The organism is Fulvivirga sp. M361 (genome assembly GCF_007097395.1).
GTDB lineage: Bacteria > Bacteroidota > Bacteroidia > Cytophagales > Cyclobacteriaceae > Fulvivirga.
On the sequence record NZ_VKDC01000052.1, the window covers coordinates 1 to 20,566 of the forward strand.

Annotated in this window: 18 protein-coding genes and 1 tRNA gene; 6 read left to right on the plus strand and 13 right to left on the minus strand. The window is 40.0% G+C overall.

The window, feature by feature from the left end:
* Positions 1-148: 148 nt before the first annotated feature.
* A complete protein-coding gene (gap, locus tag FNH22_RS29630) occupies positions 149-1,132 on the minus strand; it encodes a type I glyceraldehyde-3-phosphate dehydrogenase (RefSeq protein WP_370513206.1) in 984 nt (327 codons plus the stop codon).
* A gap of 280 nt (positions 1,133-1,412) precedes the next feature.
* Here gap and FNH22_RS29635 point away from each other — a divergent pair.
* Positions 1,413-1,484: transfer RNA gene (locus tag FNH22_RS29635), tRNA-Glu, on the plus strand.
* A 59-nt stretch (positions 1,485-1,543) separates the two neighbouring features.
* On the opposite strand, the gene FNH22_RS29640 is transcribed toward FNH22_RS29635, so the two are convergent.
* Complete coding sequence (locus FNH22_RS29640; RefSeq protein ID WP_143402154.1) at positions 1,544-2,941, minus strand: GAF domain-containing protein; 1,398 nt, start codon at positions 2,939-2,941, stop codon at positions 1,544-1,546.
* 332 nt (positions 2,942-3,273) lie between these two features.
* Positions 3,274-4,896: a phosphoenolpyruvate carboxykinase (ATP) gene (gene pckA, locus FNH22_RS29645; RefSeq protein ID WP_143402155.1), complete on the minus strand. Its 1,623-nt coding sequence runs from the start codon at positions 4,894-4,896 to the stop codon at positions 3,274-3,276.
* A gap of 202 nt (positions 4,897-5,098) precedes the next feature.
* On the opposite strand from pckA, the gene FNH22_RS29650 reads away from it, so the two are divergent.
* Positions 5,099-7,054, plus strand: coding sequence for an OPT family oligopeptide transporter (locus tag FNH22_RS29650; protein WP_143402156.1), 1,956 nt, complete (start codon positions 5,099-5,101; stop codon positions 7,052-7,054).
* Positions 7,055-7,086: 32 nt separating this feature from the next.
* Here the strand turns inward: FNH22_RS29650 and FNH22_RS29655 are convergent, their stop codons facing one another.
* Entirely contained in the window at positions 7,087-8,586 is a 1,500-nt protein-coding gene (locus FNH22_RS29655) for a sodium:solute symporter (RefSeq protein WP_143402157.1), read from the minus strand.
* A 158-nt stretch (positions 8,587-8,744) separates the two neighbouring features.
* Here FNH22_RS29655 and FNH22_RS29660 point away from each other — a divergent pair, with 158 nt between their 5' ends.
* A complete protein-coding gene (locus FNH22_RS29660; protein WP_143402158.1) occupies positions 8,745-9,296 on the plus strand; it encodes a SiaB family protein kinase in 552 nt (183 codons plus the stop codon).
* A 20-nt stretch (positions 9,297-9,316) separates the two neighbouring features.
* Positions 9,317-9,697 carry a DUF1987 domain-containing protein gene (locus FNH22_RS29665; RefSeq protein WP_143402159.1) on the plus strand — a complete coding sequence of 127 codons (381 nt, stop codon included), beginning with the start codon at positions 9,317-9,319 and terminating at the stop codon, positions 9,695-9,697.
* 86 nt (positions 9,698-9,783) lie between these two features.
* On the opposite strand, the gene groL is transcribed toward FNH22_RS29665, so the two are convergent.
* Entirely contained in the window at positions 9,784-11,412 is a 1,629-nt protein-coding gene (gene groL, locus FNH22_RS29670) for a chaperonin GroEL (RefSeq protein WP_143402160.1), read from the minus strand.
* Positions 11,413-11,461: 49 nt separating this feature from the next.
* Positions 11,462-11,740 carry a co-chaperone GroES gene (groES, locus tag FNH22_RS29675; protein WP_143402161.1) on the minus strand — a complete coding sequence of 93 codons (279 nt, stop codon included), beginning with the start codon at positions 11,738-11,740 and terminating at the stop codon, positions 11,462-11,464.
* Between the two features lie 248 nt (positions 11,741-11,988).
* Between groES and FNH22_RS29680 the strand changes: the two genes are divergently transcribed.
* Complete coding sequence (locus FNH22_RS29680) at positions 11,989-12,702, plus strand: hypothetical protein (RefSeq protein ID WP_143402162.1); 714 nt, start codon at positions 11,989-11,991, stop codon at positions 12,700-12,702.
* Between the two features lie 73 nt (positions 12,703-12,775).
* Here FNH22_RS29680 and secG read toward each other — a convergent pair whose 3' ends face one another.
* The 7 genes from secG to FNH22_RS29715 form a co-directional block, all read right to left on the minus strand.
* Entirely contained in the window at positions 12,776-13,186 is a 411-nt protein-coding gene (secG, locus tag FNH22_RS29685) for a preprotein translocase subunit SecG (protein ID WP_143402163.1), read from the minus strand.
* Between the two features lie 12 nt (positions 13,187-13,198).
* Positions 13,199-14,326 (minus strand): hypothetical protein, encoded by a 1,128-nt coding sequence (locus FNH22_RS29690; protein ID WP_143402164.1) that lies wholly within the window; start codon positions 14,324-14,326, stop codon positions 13,199-13,201.
* Between the two features lie 57 nt (positions 14,327-14,383).
* On the minus strand, positions 14,384-14,905 hold the full coding sequence (locus tag FNH22_RS29695; protein WP_255518186.1) for an LptE family protein: 522 nt from the start codon (positions 14,903-14,905) through the stop codon (positions 14,384-14,386).
* A complete protein-coding gene (locus FNH22_RS29700; RefSeq protein WP_143402165.1) occupies positions 14,892-16,163 on the minus strand; it encodes a sigma-54-dependent Fis family transcriptional regulator in 1,272 nt (423 codons plus the stop codon). The genes FNH22_RS29695 and FNH22_RS29700 overlap by 14 nt, the downstream gene beginning before the upstream one ends.
* Positions 16,164-17,627 (minus strand): tRNA (N6-isopentenyl adenosine(37)-C2)-methylthiotransferase MiaB, encoded by a 1,464-nt coding sequence (miaB, locus tag FNH22_RS29705; protein WP_143402166.1) that lies wholly within the window; start codon positions 17,625-17,627, stop codon positions 16,164-16,166.
* Positions 17,628-17,691: 64 nt separating this feature from the next.
* Positions 17,692-18,930, minus strand: coding sequence for an anthranilate synthase component I family protein (locus FNH22_RS29710; RefSeq protein ID WP_255518187.1), 1,239 nt, complete (start codon positions 18,928-18,930; stop codon positions 17,692-17,694).
* Between the two features lie 122 nt (positions 18,931-19,052).
* Positions 19,053-19,796, minus strand: a complete 744-nt coding sequence (locus FNH22_RS29715; protein WP_143402168.1) for a YceI family protein — start codon at positions 19,794-19,796, stop codon at positions 19,053-19,055.
* A 108-nt stretch (positions 19,797-19,904) separates the two neighbouring features.
* On the opposite strand from FNH22_RS29715, the gene FNH22_RS29720 reads away from it, so the two are divergent.
* Complete coding sequence (locus FNH22_RS29720; RefSeq protein ID WP_143402169.1) at positions 19,905-20,426, plus strand: gamma carbonic anhydrase family protein; 522 nt, start codon at positions 19,905-19,907, stop codon at positions 20,424-20,426.
* The last annotated feature ends 140 nt before the right edge of the window (positions 20,427-20,566 follow it).

The following is a 20,566-nucleotide window of genomic DNA, read 5'->3' on the forward strand; positions in this document are numbered from 1 at the left end:
TAGATTTGAAGTAGTACACACAACACTAAGTTAACCCTTAGTCATCAAAAAGGCCGACAGCTTCTCGCTATCGGCCTTTACTTTCTTTACCATAAAAAGAAGGTGACTTTTGAGACACCCTCATTATATTAAAATGCCAGGACTGGATTTACAGTTTGGCAATAAGGTCAGCTACTCGATTAGAGTAACCTGCTTCATTATCATACCAGGAAACAACCTTAGCGAGGTTTCCATTGACAGAAGTGATTTTTGCATCAAAAATAGAAGAATGTGGATCGCCTATTATATCTGAAGATACAATAGGATCTTCAGTATATTTCAAAACACCTTTCATAGGACCTTCGGCGGCTGCCTTCATAGCAGCATTTATTTCTTCCGCCGTCACTTCCTTATTTAAAATACAGGTAAGATCAGTTAAAGAGCCGGTAGGAGTGGGTACTCTTACGGCGTTACCGTCAAGCTTGCCTTTAAGTTCAGGTAACACCAGACCTACTGCTTTTGCAGCACCGGTAGTGGTAGGTACCATATTAAGCGCTGCAGCCCGGGCCCTTCTTAGATCCTTGTGAGGAGCGTCTTGTAAGTTTTGATCAGCGGTATACGCATGGATCGTGGTGATATACCCCTTCTCAATGCCGAAGTTATCTTGAAGTACTTTTGCTACAGGAGCCAGACAGTTGGTAGTACATGAGGCATTAGACATAATAGTTTCGCTGCCTGTCAATATTTCGTCGTTCACTCCAAGTACTACGGTAGGGATATCCCCTTTGGCAGGAGCGGATATTACCACTTTTTTAGCACCTGCTTCGATATGCTTGGAAGCGCCCGCCTGGTCTACGAATCTTCCCGTTGATTCCAAAACAATGTCTACACCGTTAGCTGCCCAGGGTAGTTGTGCCGGGTCTTTTTCTGCCAGAGCCAGAATCTTTTTTCCATTTACGATAAGGTGTTCGTCTGTGGCTTCTACCGTGCCATTGAACCTGCCATGAATAGAATCATATTTAAGCAAATGTGCGAGCGTCGCATTGTCCGTCAAATCGTTGATCGCTACTACTTCTACATTACTTTTTTCGAGTAATACTTTGAAAGCTAGTCGACCTATTCGTCCAAAACCGTTAATTGCAACTTTAGTCATTATAATGGATTTAAGAGTTACTGTTATATTTCGGGCGCAAAAATACAATACCCCCATCCTAAAACCAATTAATGAAATGCCTAAAAAATCACTAATTACGGACGATTTTGATCATTTTTATTATGCCATTTTACAGATGGCGATGTTCATCATGAATATCAATCGTTTTAAACTCTCAGAATAGTGTATTTCTAATGAATTGAAAAAAAAATAGATTTTTTTTGCATCGTGTTTTGCGAAATTGAGCTGACCTAATATATTTGCACCTCGTTAAATAAATGGCCCGTTCGTCTAGGGGTTAGGACGCCAGGTTTTCATCCTGGTAACAGGGGTTCGATTCCCCTACGGGCTACAATAAAGAAAGGCTCTTTGCTAATTCCAGCAAAGAGCCTTTTATTTTTAAGTTTTAACTTAAGCTGCGCGTGATGATTCGTCTCCTTTCAAAGCTGCCAACTCACTTTCCAACTGCTTAATACGTTCCACATATTCCGTTTCTTTTCGATGCATTTCTTCCTGAGTGGCTTGAAGCTCTTCCATATTTTGACGCATTTCCTCTTCCTGTGAACGCATTTCTTCCGCCTGCTGCTGCGTTTCTTCCAGAAGTAACTTAGTTTTGGTATTGATGCGATTGATATTGATAAACGAGGCAATGCTTTCTCCAAGGTTTTGTAGAAACTCAACTTTATGAGATTCAAATTCTTCAAAAGAAGCAATCTCAAAAAAACCTTCCACGACTTCATTCACCATGAGTGGCACAATAAGGACAGACTTAGGCATAGATTCTCCCAGTCCGGATGTGATCTGCAAATAGCTATCAGGAACGTTTGTCATGTATATGATGTCCTTTTCATAATAAGCCTGGCCGACCAGCCCTTGTCCGGGCTGAAGAGATTTTTCGAGAAACTTCTTTCTATTGTAGGCATAACATGATTTCAGGTCGATGGTAATGTTATCTTCGTCATTGCGATTTACTAAGAATAAAGCGCTTTGATTGGCTTCCAGGTATCGGGTAATTCCGGATACCATTTCATCAAACATTTCCTCGCTGTTTTGATTTTTTCGAAGCAAATTGCCAAACCGTGCCATCCCTTCTGTGGCCCAATTACGTTGTTTTTCAGCTTCCTGGTTTTCATGTACCTGCTTGAGATTACTTTTAAGTGTTTCTTCTGACTGCTTAAGTTCTTCGTTTTGAACATCCATCATTTTAACCAGTTCCTTTTGTTCCTTTTTAGCAATTTCATTATTCCACGAGAGGAAAAAAATGCTCCCGCATGAAATTAACAAGGCCGTCATGATAGATAAGTTAAACATATAACCATCGGTGAGTACGGTCAGGTCAAGGTCTTTATCAAAAAAGTCACTAATCTCTTTGGTGAAAAAAACGGATGATACCAAAATTATTAACGTAGAAAAAATGAGTTGAGGCCTCTCTTTGATCCTGAATATGATAAAAGGTACTACGGTAAAGGCTATTTCCAACGAAAATATCGTGGCTATTGGGCGCTCTCCTGTAGGAGTCAAATAGGCCCCGAATATGGTGGTAAGTGTAAAAGGTGCCAGCCCCAGGATTAGACGACTTACATTATATAATCCTAAACCATTAATTCCGATGGTGCCAAGGCAAATAATAGTACCCACCAGGGGCAAAAAAGCGATTTCCTTAAAATGCAATAATGATAAGATATAAAAAGGTAAGGCTACTCCGAAAGAGATAAGTAGTGCCATGGCATTTGTCAAACTCACGGTTTTCTTTAATTCATCAGGAGTATTCGGCTTAACACCTATTTGTAGGATCTTAAATAACATCATGACTCTTAATTGTTTATTAGGTCAAAATAAGTCATTGTGTTAATAAAAAAACATAGGCAATTTCCCTTGTTTTTATCTAGGCATTAATACTGAAGTGATATGCTCTTTACGTGAGAAAAGGATTGAAAAATATGGGTGTCTTCCTGATTTTTCCAAGTAGTTCTCTGAATTTATAGGGGTAGCGAACGGCGAAGAGTGCCATCTTTATTTGGCTTGATCATACTTGCCAAATCCGAAAACTAAAGAAAATACCAGATGGTAATGAGGTAAGCCCGAAAGAGCTAAAGAATGGACTTAATATATTTTAAGGCCATTCTTTAGCAAAAGCCTGGTTATAATTTATACTTTAGGCTATTTTGAGGTGATGCAGCCAGGATTTCTTCATTGGCGTAGTCACTAAACTTTTCAAAGTTTTTATTGAATTCGTTGGCCAGGATATTCGCCTGTTTATAATAACCTTCATCATCTTTCCAGGTCTCGCGTGGACTCAATACCTCAGAAGGTACTCCAGGGCATGTAGCAGGGATTTCTACATGAAAAATAGAATGCTTTCTATATCCCACATTTTTAAGTGTGCCTTTGAGCGCCGCTGTGATCATCGCCCGGGTATATGGTAGCTTCATTCTCGATCCTTTACCGTAGGGGCCGCCTGTCCACCCGGTATTAACAAGCCATACGTTAGCCTCATATTTTTCCATTTTTTCCCCTAACATTTCAGCATATTTTGTTGGGTGCAGAGGTAAAAACGGTGCTCCGAAACAAGCGCTGAAAACGGTTTGGGGTTCGGTTACCCCTGCTTCAGTACCTGCAACTTTGGCCGTATAGCCGGAAATGAAATGATACATAGCGAGGCTCTTATTCAACCTTGAAATAGGAGGGAGTACTCCATAGGCATCACAGGTTAAAAAGAAAATGTTTCTGGGGATACCTCCTACAGATGGACTCACAGCATTGTTAATATGATATATTGGGTAAGCTGTACGCGTGTTTTCAGTAACAGAGGTGTTTTCGAAATTAATGGTTCGGGTGCCTTCCTTGAAACGTGTATTTTCTACGATAGCACCAAATTTGATGGCATCGTATATTTCGGGTTCTTTTTCCCGGGTGAGGTCGATGACTTTAGCATAGCAACCACCTTCAAAGTTGAATACATTTTTATCTGTCCAGCCATGTTCATCGTCACCGATGAGGCCACGATCCGGATCTGCTGACAACGTTGTTTTACCTGTTCCCGATAATCCGAAGAAGATAGCGGTATCATGATCATCATAGCCAATGTTAGCAGAGCAGTGCATTGGTAATATGCCGTGCTCCACTGGTAACATATAATTAAGTACTCCGAAAATACCTTTTTTCATTTCACCGGCATATCCTGTACCCCCTATTAAGATCATTCTTTTGGTGAAGTTGATAATGGCGAAATTATTTTGCCGGGTGCCGTCTTGTTCGGGATCTGCCTCAAAATCAGGATCACAGATGATAGTGAAGTTAGGGTCAAATTTCCCCAGCTTATAAGTATCGGGACGTAGGAACATGTTGTAGCAAAATAAATTATGCCAGGCCTTGGTATTGATCACACGTAAGTTGAGGCGATAAGTCTTATCCGCTCCGGCGTAAGCATCACGAACATATAAGTCTTTTCCTTCCAGATTTTTGACCATTTTGTCCAAAATTTGGTCAAACTTATCTTCAGTGATCGGAATATTGATATCTCCCCACCAGACTGTGTCTTTTGTGTTAGCATCTTCTACAACAAAGCGATCTTTTGGAGACCTTCCAGTAAATTTCCCTGTGTCGCAGCATAGTCCTCCGTTATCGGCCAAATGCCCTTCACCGTTAGACAATGCCATCTCTACCAGCTGTCCGGGGGTTTGGTTCCAGTAAACAGTTTTTGCGTTCGTAATGCCATACGCTTCCAGGCCTTTTGCGCTTGACTTTAGTCCTATTTCTTGCATTTAATAGATGTTAGTTTGTGATTAAGATAAGAGGGTAAAACTAGTAAATAAAACAGTTCAACAATAAGGAAAAACGTAATTTCAATCGTTTGCACATTTGTGGGTAATAAATTGTATAACACAGTATTTATGGGTTTGTTCTTAAATATTTGGTTGGATCGGAATGATCCAGTACTTTCAACGTTTATCCAACATCAACCACATGAATAAAGAAGAAAAACCCTATATTGAGGCGGGAAAAAAACTTCCGGAAACTACCATCAAGGCCTTTATATTAGGGGCCATTTTGTCAGCAGCACTGGCAGCTGCAAATGCTTACCTTGGACTGTTTGCCGGACTTACTGTTTCTGCCTCCATACCAGCGGCTGTAATATCAATGGCTCTGTTAAAGCTTTTCAAAAAAAGTAATATTTTGGAGAACAACATTGTGCAAACGGCTGCTTCGGCGGGGGAGTCGCTGGCAGCGGGGGTTATCTTCACTTTTCCTGCTTTGGTACTTATCGGTTACTGGACAGAGTTTAGCTACTTGGAAACGGCATTAATTGCTCTGGCAGGAGGTGTGCTCGGGGTTCTTTTTACAATCCCACTGCGATCAGCCCTGATCGTAAAACAGAAATTGAAATTTCCGGAAGGCGTAGCTACGTCTGAGGTGTTAAAGAGTGGGGAAGAAGGTGGTAAGGCTATAAAGTTTCTGGCACTTGGCGGTTTGACGGGGGCATTTGTCAAGCTTTCGGAATCCGGGATGAAAATATGGGATGCTGTTTTTGAAAAAGCCTCTTTTGCAGCCGAGAAAACTTACTTGTATTTCGGAATGAATTTAAGCCCTGCGTTGATGTCAGTAGGTTATATTGTAGGCCTTCGCATTGCTACACTGGTTTTTGCCGGTGGTGTCATAAGTTGGTGGATAGCTATACCGATCTACTTGGCTATTCATGGCAATCCTGATGGCCTTGATGCGGCTTCACTCGGAGGGGCTACCTGGAGCTCTCAGATCAGGTACCTTGGTGTTGGAGCGATGGTAGTTGGGGGACTTTGGGCACTGATCAGCCTCAAAGGTGCTATAGGCTCTGCACTGTCCGCCGGGATGAAGGCATTGAAAAACAAAGGAAATACTGATGAGCCATTAAGGACGGAAAAAGATACGCCAATGCAGTGGGTGATCATGGGTATTGGAGTGATGATCGTCCCAATATTTATTATTTATTTACGTGAAATCGAAAATATTCCTATTTCAGGCCTGATGTCTATCATTATGATCATTGCAGGCTTTTTATTTGCTTCCGTGGCCGGCTATATGGCAGGATTGGTAGGTAGTTCAAATAACCCCATTTCAGGAGTTACCATTGCTACTATACTCACCTCTTCTCTTATTTTACTGGCATTACTGGGTAGTGGCTCTGAAAAAGGCCCGGCAGCGGCTATCCTGATAGGTTCGGTAGTGGCCTGTGCAGCAGCTATTGCCGGAGATAATATGCAGGACCTTAAAGCAGGTCACCTATTGGGGGCGACTCCACAGAAACAACAGATCATGCAAATGGTAGGAGTAGTGGCAGCTGCGTTTGCAATGCCCCTGATACTTGAATTATTGAACGAGGCCTATGGTTTTGGCCCGCCCACACCGGAAAAACCTAATTCACTACAAGCACCACAGGCAACACTTATGCAAAGCGTGGCGGTAGGCGTATTTGGAGGAGGCCTGCCCTGGAAAATGGTATACATTGGTATGGGGCTGGGCGTTCTTATCATTATTATTGATAAGATTCAGGAAGCCAGAAATTCTTTATGGAGAACTCCGGTTTTAGCGGTAGCTGTTGGATTGTACCTGCCTTTTGAGCTGGATAGTGCGATTATGCTCGGAGGAATAATAGCCTGGTTGGTGGCTCGTTATCAACAGAAAAATAAATGCCAAAATGTAGGAGAGCACCAAACGGCCTTACAACGTAGTGAACGTACAGGTCTGCTTTTTGCTTCTGGATTGATTACCGGAGAAGCGCTAATTGGTATTGGTTTAGCGGTACCTATTGTAATTACCAAGTCCGACGACTTTATGACTGTGGTTGATCAGACTTTTGGTAGTGAACCTGGGTTGGCCGTAATACTGGTGATATGTATCTTCCTTTACCAGATTGCCACTAAAGCATATAAAAAGGACGACTGATCCTAAATGTCTTGACAAGCCTTACTCTCACATCAATCTGATTTCTCTGAATCAGGAAAGAATGGCTTCCATTTTTCTTCAGGAGAATGTGGTGTGAGGAGGCTTCCTATGACTAGTGCAGCAAGGGACAATACCAGTGATGGTATAGCTATGTAGTCCGTATCTACAGGAAAAGAAACACCAAATAAACTGAAAGATGTTCCGGATACTTCCATCACTTTGTTGATTACAGGGACGGACATTCCGCTTATGATGGATGCAAGCCCTCCGGTTGGTGTTACCCTTTTCCAGAAAAAGGAAGCTAATAATACCGGGGCAAGTGAAGCTCCTATCATTGTATAAGAGATAAATGCCATTTCCAGTATTGTTTCGAACTGCGTTACCAATAAGTAGGCGATTAAACCGAGTACAACCACGGTAACACGTTGTATTTTAACCGTGTTAAAAGATTCCCCTTTTTTATAGATGTACTTGGCAATCAGGTCACGTGTTACGTTAGTGGAGGTTACCATAAGGAAAGTATTGCCGGTGGATAAAATGATAGCCATACCCGCCGCAAATAACAATGAGCCGGCATAAGCGGGTATTTGCTCAAAACCTATTCTTAAAATAATTTCTTCAGCCATTCCCCGGTTGACCGATCCATCGGCAAGGAAGAACCGGGCGTCTTCAGCATAAATTGCGTATCCTACGACTGCTATAGTGCACATTAGAAATTCTATCACCACAACGCCAATCAGCATACCTACGACCGCTTTTTTTGCTGATTTGGCATCTTTAGCAGATGAGAATTTTTGATACATACTGCTCTCGCTCATCAACAGTAAGAAGGTCGGTAGAATGATACCCAGGACCCAGGTCGCATCATGTCCTTCGAAAAGTGAAAGGTATTCCGGGCTTTTTTCATTGATAGTGTCGATTACTTGGCTCCAACCGCCATGAGAAGAAATTGCTAATGGTAATGTAAAGATCATAGCCAGTGTCATGATCACACCATTAAAAATATCTATGGAGATGATAGATACCATGCCTGCCAGGGCAGTAAAAGCTATAATAACAATGCAAGAAAGTAACATGCCTGTTTCGGCGCTTACGGCCCCCTCAGTCAAAATATTGATAAAGCGTCCACCCCCTTTAAACTGGTAACCTGCTATAACAAGGTAAGCGACAATAATAGTTATGGTACCTAAAAGCCTTGCTGTATTATTATATCGGGTCTCTAGTAAGTCAGTTAAGGTGTATTTAGCAATTTTACGGACGCGAGCTGCTATGAAGTAAACAAAGATAATCCCTATCCAGGCTCCGGCAGAAAACCATAGTTCTGAGAAGCCTGTTCGAAAAGTGAGACCTGCAGTCCCAAAAAGACTCCCGGAACCTATCCAGGTACAGACTAATGTGCCTACCAGTAAATATACCGGTACACCTCTGCCTGCCACAACAAAATCTTCTTCTGTTTTAACAGAGCGGCTTTTATAAATGATAATTCCTATAAGTACCAAGAGGTATAAAGAAGTAACTATAATATAGGTCATATGAGTTTGAATTCAAGCAAGAGCACAAACCTAATATTATTACCCTATATTTCAAATAGAGGAAGCTTTTGATCGTTACACTTATGTTGTAAGGTAATTTTTTTATTTAATCTTTTATTACTTATTATTTTCGCTATATTTCATATTGAAAAACCAATATGTATCCAAACATATTCAATATCGATCATTTATTCTGTTCATTATCAAAAGAGCAAGAGCGTCATATCTTTGGATATGTAGGGTTGTTGTCTTCAGAAAATATTGATAGCCTCATAAATGAGGTAGAAACTACATTGGATGGGCACGTGGATTCCAGGGTAGCAAAAAAGAGAATATTCAGTATTTTGCTCGAAAGCTTACAAAACTTAAGTGCTTACATTGAGCAGGATGGTATTGATGAATTTAGAGATGCCCTGGTTTGTGTTAATCGAGATGATGAAAGCTATTATGTATACGTAGGTAACTTCATAATGAAAAGGCATTATCCTAGTATTGAATCCCGGATCAAGATTATTAATGCCTTAACGAATGAACAGTTAAGGCAATTATATCGAAGTATTCTCGATTATGGTTCTGTCACGAAGACAGGCGGGGCGGGGCTTGGCTTTATAGATGTAGCGAAAAGATCAGATGAAGTAGTATTACATCAATACGAAGATATTAATGAGGATATTGCGTTTTTTACACTTAAAATTGTGGTAGCCGAATAAACTCAATCTTATCAATTGACATGGAAAATTATACCCATATGCCTTCTCCTAAAACCCCTAAATTGTATTTTAACAAAAATTCCGGTGACTTTGAAATCTCAGGCCGGTCGATACCTGAGAATTCTATCGAGTTTTACAGGCCGTTGATAGAGTGGCTTGAAAGTTATATTAAGAACCCGGCGCCAAGTACTACCCTCACTGTGAATCTTGAATATTTTAATACCAGTTCATCTAAATGTCTTGTAGAAGTGTTCAGGAAACTGGAGTTACTTAATCAGAGCTCTGATGTAAGTGTACTCTGGCATTATGAAGAAGATGATGAGGATATGCTGGAATCCGGGGAGGACTTTAAAAAGATCATTAAGGTACCTATAGAACTGGTGGTGATGAAAAATGAATAGCTAACAGGTACTTCTTTACTTGTTAATATAAAATGAAAAAGGCCTTATCCATTGATAAGGCCTTTTTGTAATGTTCGAAATGATGATTACATCATTCCAGGCATTCCACCGCCAGCAGGCATAGGTGGCATTTTCTCTTCTTCTGGTAGATCGGCAACTACGGCTTCTGTAGTTAATAATAAACCAGCGATTGAGGAAGCATTTTCCAGTGCAAGTCTTGTCACCTTAGTTGGATCGATTACACCAGCTGCTATCATGTTTTCATATTTGTTATCTCTCGCGTTGTACCCGAAGTCTTTTTTACCTTCTTTTACCTTTTGTACTACTACAGAACCTTCCATTCCGGCGTTTTCTACAATAGTTCTTAGCGGAGACTCTAGTGCAAATCTTACGATATTCACGCCTGTAGCCTGATCTTCGTTATCAGTTTCTACTTTGTCAAGTACCTCGATAGCCCTTATCAAAGCTACACCACCACCGGAAACTACACCTTCCTGAACAGCAGCTCTTGTAGCGTGAAGCGCATCATCTACCCTGTCTTTTTTCTCTTTCATTTCTACTTCAGTGGCAGCACCTATATAAAGTATAGCTACACCTCCTGACAATTTCGCCAGTCTTTCCTGAAGTTTTTCTTTATCATAGTCAGACGTAGTGCTTTCAACCTGAGCTTTGATTTGATTTACACGAGCCGTGATGTCATTTTTCTTGCCGGCGCCGTTAACAATGGTAGTATTGTCTTTGTCAATGTTTACCTTTTCAGCAGTACCAAGGTACTCAAGTGTAGCGCTTTCTAGCTTGTAACCTCTTTCTTCAGAAATTACCGTGCCACCTGTAAGAATTGCTATATCTTCTAACATAGCTTTTCTTCTGTCTCCAAAACCAGGGGCTTTAACAGCGGCAATTTTCAAGGCGCCTCTGATCTTGTTTACAACAAGTGTAGCCAGAGCTTCGCCGTCCACATCTTCAGCGATAATCAATAAAGGTTTTCCGGTTTGAGCAGAAGCTTCAAGGATAGGAAGTAGTTCCTTCATAGCAGAGATCTTCTTATCGTAGATCAAAATGTAAGGATTTTCTAGCTCAGCCTCCATTTTGTCTGCGTTAGTAACGAAGTAAGGAGAAAGATATCCGCGATCAAACTGCATACCTTCAACAGTTTTCACTTCAGTTTCCGTTCCTTTAGCTTCTTCTACCGTAATTACGCCATCTTTACCAACTTTATCCATGGCATTAGCGATCATAGTACCAATTTCTCCATCGTTATTTGCAGAGATAGTACCTACCTGCTCGATTTCGCTTGATTCCTTGATCTTTTTAGATTGCTTGTTAAGGTTTTCTACAACAGCTGTCACTGCTTTATCAATACCTCTTTTAAGATCCATGGGATTAGCGCCGGCTGCTACGTTTTTGATACCGTGTGCAAAAATAGATTGTGCTAAAACAGTGGCAGTAGTAGTACCATCACCAGCATCATCGGCTGTTTTAGAAGCAACTTCTTTTACGAGTTGAGCTCCCATATTTTCTACGGCGTTTTCAAGCTCTATATCTTTTGCTACAGATACACCATCTTTTGTAACGGTAGGAGCGCCGAATTTCTTATCAAGAATTACATTTCTACCTTTAGGGCCTAATGTTACTTTCACAGCATCAGCCAATGCGTCTACACCTTTTTTCAATTGGTCTCTGGCAGATGTATCAAATAATATTTCTTTAGCCATTATATTTCAGTTTATTGTTTAGTTAGATATTAAATTTTAACGAATGTCATTAAACAATTGCAAAGATATCAGACTCTCTCATGATGAGATACTCTTTACCGTCAACAGTTATCTCAGTACCGGCGTATTTTCCATACAATACATCATCACCTTCTTTTACTGTTAAAGGCTCGTCTTTTTTACCAGCGCCTACAGCTATTACTTTGCCTTTTTGAGGCTTTTCTTTAGCAGTGTCAGGTATAATGATACCAGAAGCTGTTTTTTCTTCAGCAGCGGCAGATTCTACTAGAACTCTGTCTGCAAGAGGTTGGATTTTTACTTTAGACATTTTACTATTCTTTTTTAAAAAGTGAAAGTTGTTTCTGTAATATACAGCGATCTCTAACAGCTTTTATGCCAAAACTGAAATTAAGCCCTTGACCAGGACATTATTACCGTTATATCATTCCAGGCATTCAATTCATCCGTTTTACCACCTGTCAAGCATGACAATTTTTCATTTAAACAGCTATGGCACTTTGTCAGGGTTGCTTAATCTGTCATAATTTCTTATATTCTGGAAGAAAAGGATTGCTTATGAAGACGTTAAAGGACAGTTGGTTAACAGATGGATTAATAGATTTTGAGTATAAGAAATACATTTTATTATCTTACCTCAAAAATGTTGAGCAATCCTTCAATAAGAATAAGCTTTATCCAAGCATGGCTGATCTGGTCTTTCATTATAAGAACCTGTTAGCGGTTAAAAATAATAAGGAGTTATTATCCAGTAATTTTCCCTCTCAAATCACCGGGGTGAATTTGAAGAAACTGGAAATTGTTTATAAAGAAATGGTAAAGGACGATGAAATGATGGACCAGTTAAGTGACATCATAGAATACGCCATTCCTATGTTTAAGAATTCACTTGATCAGGGTAAGGAGATCTATGAGTTTGTAGAAAGTAACTGTGAGCTGTCACCGGTAGGATTGTTACCTCTTTATGTTGATGAAGGATATCTATTTATAAATACTGCTGCCAGTTCAGATACCAGTATTTATCGCTACCAACTTACCTTAATTCAGCAATCGGCTGAAAGCTATCGAGGTATTCACGTTTCTTTCATAGAAAATACTACCAAAGTGTTAGGAGAAAGCTATGAGTCGTTAAAAGTTGGGATGGCCAGAAAATTCAAAGACCTCCCAAACCCGGCAACCTTCATCATCCATTCAAAACTGCACTTTCCTTATGTAGCTACGTTAGTTCCGGTGGCCAAAAGACTATTAGTGAGATATGTAGCTTCTACTTAAGGGGGTAATAAAGACATAAAAAAAGCGATCCCATTCCAGAATCGCTTTTTTATGTCTTATATTTTTAGCTCAATTAATTCTCTTCGGGTTCGTTTGAAAGATCATCAACTAAGCCATTGTCTTCATTATCTGTGGCAGGTTCAGTTGTAACATCTACAGGTGCATCTCCTTGATTATCACTTCCCACTCCCAAATCCAATGCAGGTGCCGTCTGAGATTCCTGTGCCCGGTCGATGAATTCATCTGTGGGCCCCTGAGCCTCTCCAAGAAAGTTAGTACTCATACTCAAAGCGAATATAACTATGATAAGCCCCCAGGTGAGACGCTCCAGTAAGTCACCGGTTTTTTTGACACCGATCATATTACTAGCTCCTGAACCACCAAACTGACTTGATAAACCGCCTCCTTTTGAGTTTTGTGCTAAAATCACTAAAACCAAAAGAACCGAAGCAAGTATGATTAAACTTAAAATTAATACAAACATTAACGTACCCTTCTATTTTTGCAAATCTTCGATTAAGGCTGCAAAGTAAGACTTTTTTTGAGGAAACTTCCAAATTAATTTTTTATAAATATCAATGGCTTTTTTATTCTTGCCTTGCCCTATTAATATCTGAGCCAGGTTTTCTGATATCAAATCTTCTCCAAAAGAGGTGCTCTGTTTTGAAAGGTCTTCTTGTTTCGCATTATCATCTGCCACCTTCTTAGAGGAGATATTTGGCTCTTTATCAATGAATTTCTCTATGATTTCCTGTTGAGTCCTGACTTCAGACTTTCTACTTTTTTGGCGGATTGTTTTTTTTTTTGGTATTGCAGAAGATGAATCTGAAGCTGTCGTTTTTTTAGTTCTTGTTGTTTTTGATGAAGCGGAAGAAGTTCCTTTTCCTGAGGTTGTTTTCGAAGTTGTACTTTCGGAAGCTGCCCTGGCTTTAGGTTTTGATCTTGTTGAAGTAGTCGTTTTCGTTTTTTTAGGGGTAACCGGACGGGTTTTTTCCGCTGCTGGACTTTTTTGTTTGGTTGTCGCCTTAGATTTAGTGGTTGCCTTTTTTGCCGCTATCGTGGGCTTTTTCACAGATTTACTTGTAGAAGTAGTTTGCGCAGCCTTTGTTGTTGTTGCAGACTTCTTTGTAGTTGTTGTCTTTTTTCTTACCGGGGCTTTGGTAGCTTCGGTTTCCTTTATGTCAGTAGACTTCAAATAAGAAGCCTTACTTTCTTTTAGAGCCTCTAAATCAGCCCATACTTGCCTGGCCAAATCATCTGTGCTGTTAGTGAGTGCTTCTTCATCTACGGTTACCTTAGTACCCTTTGTGAGAGATGCTCCTTCTACTTCGGGTTCATGATGTTCCTGGACGGCCGTTTGAGGAGCACTGACAGGTGTTCTTGTTTCTGCCAATTTACTTTCAATGATGCTTTTGAGTACTGCTCTGTCCGTTGTATACATCGCAGCATAGTTGAGTGATTGCCTGGCAATGTTGGTAGAAGCATCATTATTGGCTTTGGCGACCAATGTATGTATGATTTGACTATAGGGATAAGCCTTTACCAACTCATGCAATTTCTCCTTATCTTCTAAGGCTAGATTATGAAACTCTTTGACAACTTGTTTAAACCTGTTTTTGTTCAACTTGTGTTTGGCTTTGTTGATTATGAAGATATAAATTATTTCAATGTAAATTAAAATTTACCAATTGGCAACGGTAGCATTGAATATGTCTAAAATAACCTGGTCAAATATCCGGTCTATTAATTCGGCCTCAATAGAAGTTAAGTTTTGATTATTATCGAAGTCTTCGAAGAATGAAAATGTCTTGTTTTCAAAATCAAAATCGGCATTGGTAGTATTTACATAAGAAACACTGACTGTTATGGTTAATCGGGTTAGAGCAGCGGCATCTATCTGATCATTATTCTGAGCTGCAGACGGTGCTACAGGTGTGAGTCTGTAATTTGTCACAGTACCTTCAAGCTGAAGCTCCCCATCTTCCTCCACTCTTATAAGATTGGTGTTTTGCTGGTAATAGTCGAGTAACTTATTCGTGAATATTTGTGCCATGTCAGGAGGTCCGCCGTCCGCATCATTATAAAAATTAGGGATAGAAATAGTTTCAGCGGTAATTGCCACTCCGGTGAATGAATAAATTCCACACCCCTGGCATAAAAGTGCCATTGAAACATACATCAAAAGTGCCTTATAAGTCTTCAAGTTCGTACTGTTTTATTTTCCTGTACAAAGTTCGTTCCGAAATTCCCAGATCACGCGCTGCGTATTTGCGCTTGTTATTATTCTTTTTCAAAGCTTTTAAAATAAATTCCTTTTCCACCTTTTCCAATGAAAGCTCTTCTTCCTGTGTTTCGTGCGCAATATCCTGTATTTCTTCAGGAACTTCTGCTTCATATTCTTGTGGTGGAGTGGCGGTGTTTATGTTCAATAGAACAGGTTCTTCCGGGGTTATACTAGGGCTTAATTCCGTTTCCATATCATCAAAGAGTGCGCTGTGATCTTTGATGATGTCTTTATTGGGTGTATCCCCTTCCATTACTTCCAACACAAACTTTTTTAAGTCATGCATGTCTTTTTTCATATCAAAAAGGACTTTATAAAGCAGGTCACGTTCGGAAATACTTTCTTCAGTGTCGGAACCTTTATACAAAGCAGGTAGTTGACTCTGGTCTTTAGGTAAATAACCTAATAGCTTTTCCGTATCCACCACTTTGTTATCTGAAGACAACACAGAGATTTGTTCAACCAGATTTTTGAGTTGGCGGATGTTTCCCGGAAACCGATATTTTAGAAGAATTCCTTTTGCATCTTCCGTTAAGGAGATAGGTTTAACCCTATATTTTTCAGCAAAATCAGCGGCAAATTTTCTGAAGAGCAATTCAACATCATTTCCTCTATCACGTAATGGTGGTACATAGATAGGGACCGTACTCAACCGATAATACAGGTCTTCCCTGAACTTGCCTTCATCCACGGATTTCATGAGGTTTACATTAGTAGCGGCTACAACCCGGACGTCTGTTCTTTGAACCTTGGAAGACCCTACTTTTATGAATTCTCCATTTTCCAATACCCTTAGTAAGCGGGCCTGGGTGCCTAGCGGCATCTCACCAATTTCATCTAAAAAAATAGTTCCTCCATTGGTTACTTCAAAATAACCTTTGCGTGCTTCATGGGCGCCGGTGAAAGACCCTTTTTCATGCCCGAAAAGTTCCGAGTCGATGGTGCCCTCCGGAATGGACCCGCAGTTGATAGCAATAAATTGGCTGTGCTTTCGCGGACTAATATGATGAATAATCTTGCTGAATGACTCCTTACCACTTCCGCTTTCCCCGGTTATTAACACTGACATGTCAGTGGGGGCTACCTGGGTGGCAACAATGATTGCATGATTAAGCAAATTAGAATTTCCAATGATGCCAAAACGTTGCTTTATACTCAGAATACCTGATTCGTCCATTTAATCTATTACTTTACCAAATAATGTTGCTGTAGAGCAATCTTCTACAAGTACGTTGACGTAGTCCCCTTTCTTTGCCGTGCGTTTAGGAAATATCACCACTTTATTGGCTGAATTTCTTCCCTGCAATTGAGCCTCAGACCTTTTGGAAAAGCCTTCAACAAGTACGCGATGTATTTTACCTACTTCCATTTGGTTTCTTTCCAATGAGTGTTTTTGTTGACGGGAAATAATTTCGCTTAACCTTCTCTTCTTTATGTCCAGGGGAATATCATCTTCGTATTTTTTTTCAGCTAATGTTCCAGGACGTTCACTATAAAAAAACATATAAGAGAAATCGTATTTCACATAATCCATTAGTGACAGGGTGTCCTGATGTTCTTCTTCGGTTTCAGTACAAAACCCTGTGATCATATCCGATGAAATACCACAGTCATCTCCAATGATAGTACGTATTGCATCCACACGATTTATATACCATGAACGATCATAGGTTCTATTCATCATTTTGAGGATTCTACTATTACCGCTCTGGGCAGGAAGGTGTATATAATTACAGATATTCTCATGCTCTTTAATGGTATAAAGTACCTCGTCGGTGATGTCTTTAGGGTGGGAGGTAGAGAAACGAACCCTTAAGTCAGGATGTACCTTTGCTACTTTGTCCAACAACTGTGCGAAATTCACGATATGACTTACATCGGATTTTTCAAGTTTGGCTTTGTTATTCTGCTCAGGCGACCATTTGTAGGAATCTACATTTTGCCCCAGCAGGGTTACTTCTCTGTATCCCTTATTAAATAAGTCTTGTGCTTCTTCTATGATGGAATGAGGATCTCTGCTCCGTTCTCTTCCACGTGTGAAAGGTACCACACAAAAGGAGCACATATTATCACAGCCTCTCATAATGGAAATGAAGGCAGTTATTCCGTTAGAATTTAATCGTACCGGACTAATGTCTGCATAGGTCTCTTCTCTTGACAAAAAGGTATTTACTGCTTTTTGTCCATCATCCACCTGGTTTACCAATACGGGCAGGTCGCGGTAAGCGTCAGGGCCTGCTACCAGGTCAACTATTCTTTCTTCTTCCAAAAGCTGACTTTTAAGGCGTTCGGCCATACATCCCAATATTCCTACCATCAATTCAGGCTTACGGCGTTTCAAGGCATTAAATTGTGATAGCCTGTTCCGCACCGTTTGTTCTGCCTTTTCCCTGATAGAGCATGTGTTGAGAAATATTACATCAGCTTGCTCTAATTCTGATGTAGTATCGAACCCATTTTTATTCATAATGGATGACACGATCTCACTATCACTGAAGTTCATCTGACAGCCGTAGCTTTCGATATATAACTTACGACTCTTTCCAGTATTACTATCCTCAGATATTTTAACAATTTGGCAAGTCTCCGCCTCTTTTTCTTCTTTTTTTAGAAAATCAATGTCCTCGATCAGATTATTCATTCCTATGCCTAAATAATTTTAAACGGCAAAGGTAAGCATTAACTGGCAATTAGGTGACATAATGTCAGGAGTGATTTAGGGTAAGTAGTTGGGATATACTCGTGGCTTTGAGCATACATTCTTCATATTCTTTGACAGGATCGGAATCATACGTAATAGCGCTGCCTACATGAAATGACAGTCTCTTTAAACCCGAATTATAAAGTAATGTACGTATTACCACATTGAAATCGAAATCGCCATTAGGAGTAATATATCCAATACTGCCTGAATATAATCCTCGCCGTGATTTTTCATAGGAATCAATTAATTGCATAACCTTAATTTTAGGGGCACCGGTCATGCTACCCATGGGGAATGCGTTTTTTATGGCATCAATACAGTGAACATTCTCTCGCAAGGTACTACTAACCGTAGATATCATCTGGTGCACCTGATTGAAAGTATAGATCCCGAACATTTCATCTACTTTTACCGAGCCTGGTTCAGAGCTTCTGGCCAGATCATTGCGCACCAGGTCGACGATCATCATATTTTCTGCTAACTCCTTTTCATCCGTCCGCAGCTGTTGTTTGATAAACTCATCCTCATCAAAAGAGTTTCCCCTGCCTGCTGTCCCTTTGATGGGTTGAGAGATTAAGGAATCCTGATGTTTTTTAATAAATCGCTCGGGACTTGCAGAAAGTGCGTAGCGATCATCACATTTATAACAAGTAGAAAATGGTGTTGGTGACCATTTTTTTAGATCTACGAAGAAGTTGATAGGGTCCAATGAAACATCCTCAGAAAAGAACTCAATGCAATAGTTCAATTCATAAATATCTCCTTCCAGAATATGTTCCTTTATTGTTCTTATGTGTTCAAGGTATTCATCACGATTTAACGAACAAGTCAACGATATTTCCTCTCTGCTTTGTTGAGTATAATGACAATTAAGGATATCATTAAAAATAGCGTGGGGATCACCAGGTGTTTGAATAGTGACCGAAGAACCATTAAAAAAGATCAGGTGGTTTGGCTGGAAAAACGCAATGTCTTCAAATTGCATTCTGTCCGGGCAGCTGGAAGCAAGGTCTTCTACCTGGTTTTTTAAATCGTAGGAAAAGTGCCCTATCAGCCAGTCCTGAATAGAATTTACAGACTGCTTTAAGCGATCAAAATCATTGTATCCATCGAAGTAAAGGCCTTGATAACTGCCGACAGCTAACAGGTCTTTAAATGGATCGGAAGGAAAGCTTATTTGGTTGGAATTAAAAAAACAGAAATGTGAAAACTGATTTGCCCATATCAGCGCTTTTTCCACAAATGATTCAACTTTTGAAATTGTGAAAATTTGTTCATTTCGGTGCATACCAATGGATAATAGGGGAATAAAAAAAGGGAATCGAATGGTTCAATTCCCTTTAAGAGTCATATTAAGTTGTTTTAGCTAGCAGATGATGAAGCAGTAAGATCAAAACCGACATTCACTGTATTGTAAATAAATTTGTCTTTTGCCTTTTCAGAAATGGAAGCTTCTTCTCCATATTTTAATCCCCATCGGGTCCTGTCGATATTGAATTTAGCTTTTGCAGAGATAGTTCCATCAGACATAGAAACACTGGCGGGAAAAGAAACACTTAATGTGGTGCCACGCATAGTAAGGTTCCCTGTAATTTTATGAGTGGGTGACTCCACCATGTGTTCTGACGCAGACGCAGGTTTGAATTCGTACTCGATTTCTTCCTTATCTTCTATTACATCTTCCCCAGAATATTCCTCTACGGATGTTACTATGAATTCAGCCGTAGGAAATTCCTCCGCAGCGAAAAAATCCGGTGATTTAAGGTGTCCTATCAATTTGGCATTCATAACAGAATCTTCAGCCAGGTCTTCGCAATGAATATCATTAACACTTATGGTTATGACACCTCCAACTATGGCACCATCTTCTACCTTAATGCTACCGCCGGAAACCGGGATGAACCCGTTATGTTTTCCAACAGGTTTACTTCCTATCCAGGAAACTTTACTGGATTCTGTGTCAATAGCATATTCAGCAGCGCTGGATGACACTTCTTCGACCTCTTTGGCCTCTGAAACTTCAGCGTCAGTACCTTCTGATTTAGGGCCGCAAGCTGCTAAAATGAGCAAAGAAGCAAATGGAATTAAGAATTTTAATTTTTTCATTGTTGATTAATTAAGTTGGCTTTATAAAGCTAAATTGGTTTTATATTACGACAACAACAAGATTGGAATAAGAAAGTTATGGAATTTAAATGTTTAAACATATAAAATATGGCGATAATCACAAGCGTGAGAGGATATACTCCTGTGTTCGGAGAGAATTGTTTTTTGGCTGAAACTGCCGTAGTGGTAGGGGAAGTTAGTATGGGAGATGAATGTACTGTCTGGTTTAATGGCATAGTCAGAGGTGATGTTCACTCTATAACTATAGGAAATAAAACTAATATTCAAGATGGAGCAATAATACACTGTACGTACCAAAAGGCTAAAACAGTGATAGGAAATAATGTGTCTATCGCACACAACGCTATTGTGCACGGGTGCACTATTGAGGATAATGTACTCATAGGTATGGGGGCTATTGTTATGGACCATGCTTTGGTAAAAAAGGGATCTGTTATAGCGGCAGGTGCGATAATCTTGCCGGGTACCGTTGTAGAAGAGAATTCAATTTATGCCGGAGTACCGGCAAAAAAGGTAAAAGACACCGGGCCTGAAATGCATGAGGTAATTGAAAGAACCGCGAATAATTATCCTATGTATGCAAGCTGGTACGAAAAAAATGGGGCCTAGTCGAATATCTATCCATATCTTTAGAACGATAAATTGTACAGAACGGTTGTTCAGGCTTAGGTTATATGTAGTTGAATAACTATAGCATTTACAGGGAAGAAACCTGGGCCAAAGTATTGACCTTTAACGTAAAGTCCTAC

What these genes read in the sequence shown, in the direction of transcription:
- gap (WP_370513206.1), bottom strand. Translation starts at nt 1,132, where the DNA reads ATGACTAAAGTTGCAATTAACGGTTTTGGACGAATAGGTCGACTAGCT.
- FNH22_RS29640 (WP_143402154.1), bottom strand. Translation starts at nt 2,941, where the DNA reads ATGATGTTATTTAAGATCCTACAAATAGGTGTTAAGCCGAATACTCCT.
- pckA (WP_143402155.1), bottom strand. Translation starts at nt 4,896, where the DNA reads ATGCAAGAAATAGGACTAAAGTCAAGCGCAAAAGGCCTGGAAGCGTAT.
- FNH22_RS29650 (WP_143402156.1), top strand. Translation starts at nt 5,099, where the DNA reads ATGAATAAAGAAGAAAAACCCTATATTGAGGCGGGAAAAAAACTTCCG.
- FNH22_RS29655 (WP_143402157.1), bottom strand. Translation starts at nt 8,586, where the DNA reads ATGACCTATATTATAGTTACTTCTTTATACCTCTTGGTACTTATAGGA.
- FNH22_RS29660 (WP_143402158.1), top strand. Translation starts at nt 8,745, where the DNA reads ATGTATCCAAACATATTCAATATCGATCATTTATTCTGTTCATTATCA.
- FNH22_RS29665 (WP_143402159.1), top strand. Translation starts at nt 9,317, where the DNA reads ATGGAAAATTATACCCATATGCCTTCTCCTAAAACCCCTAAATTGTAT.
- groL (WP_143402160.1), bottom strand. Translation starts at nt 11,412, where the DNA reads ATGGCTAAAGAAATATTATTTGATACATCTGCCAGAGACCAATTGAAA.
- groES (WP_143402161.1), bottom strand. Translation starts at nt 11,740, where the DNA reads ATGTCTAAAGTAAAAATCCAACCTCTTGCAGACAGAGTTCTAGTAGAA.
- FNH22_RS29680 (WP_143402162.1), top strand. Translation starts at nt 11,989, where the DNA reads ATGAAGACGTTAAAGGACAGTTGGTTAACAGATGGATTAATAGATTTT.
- secG (WP_143402163.1), bottom strand. Translation starts at nt 13,186, where the DNA reads ATGTTTGTATTAATTTTAAGTTTAATCATACTTGCTTCGGTTCTTTTG.
- FNH22_RS29700 (WP_143402165.1), bottom strand. Translation starts at nt 16,163, where the DNA reads ATGGACGAATCAGGTATTCTGAGTATAAAGCAACGTTTTGGCATCATT.
- miaB (WP_143402166.1), bottom strand. Translation starts at nt 17,627, where the DNA reads ATGAATAATCTGATCGAGGACATTGATTTTCTAAAAAAAGAAGAAAAA.
- FNH22_RS29715 (WP_143402168.1), bottom strand. Translation starts at nt 19,796, where the DNA reads ATGAAAAAATTAAAATTCTTAATTCCATTTGCTTCTTTGCTCATTTTA.
- FNH22_RS29720 (WP_143402169.1), top strand. Translation starts at nt 19,905, where the DNA reads ATGGCGATAATCACAAGCGTGAGAGGATATACTCCTGTGTTCGGAGAG.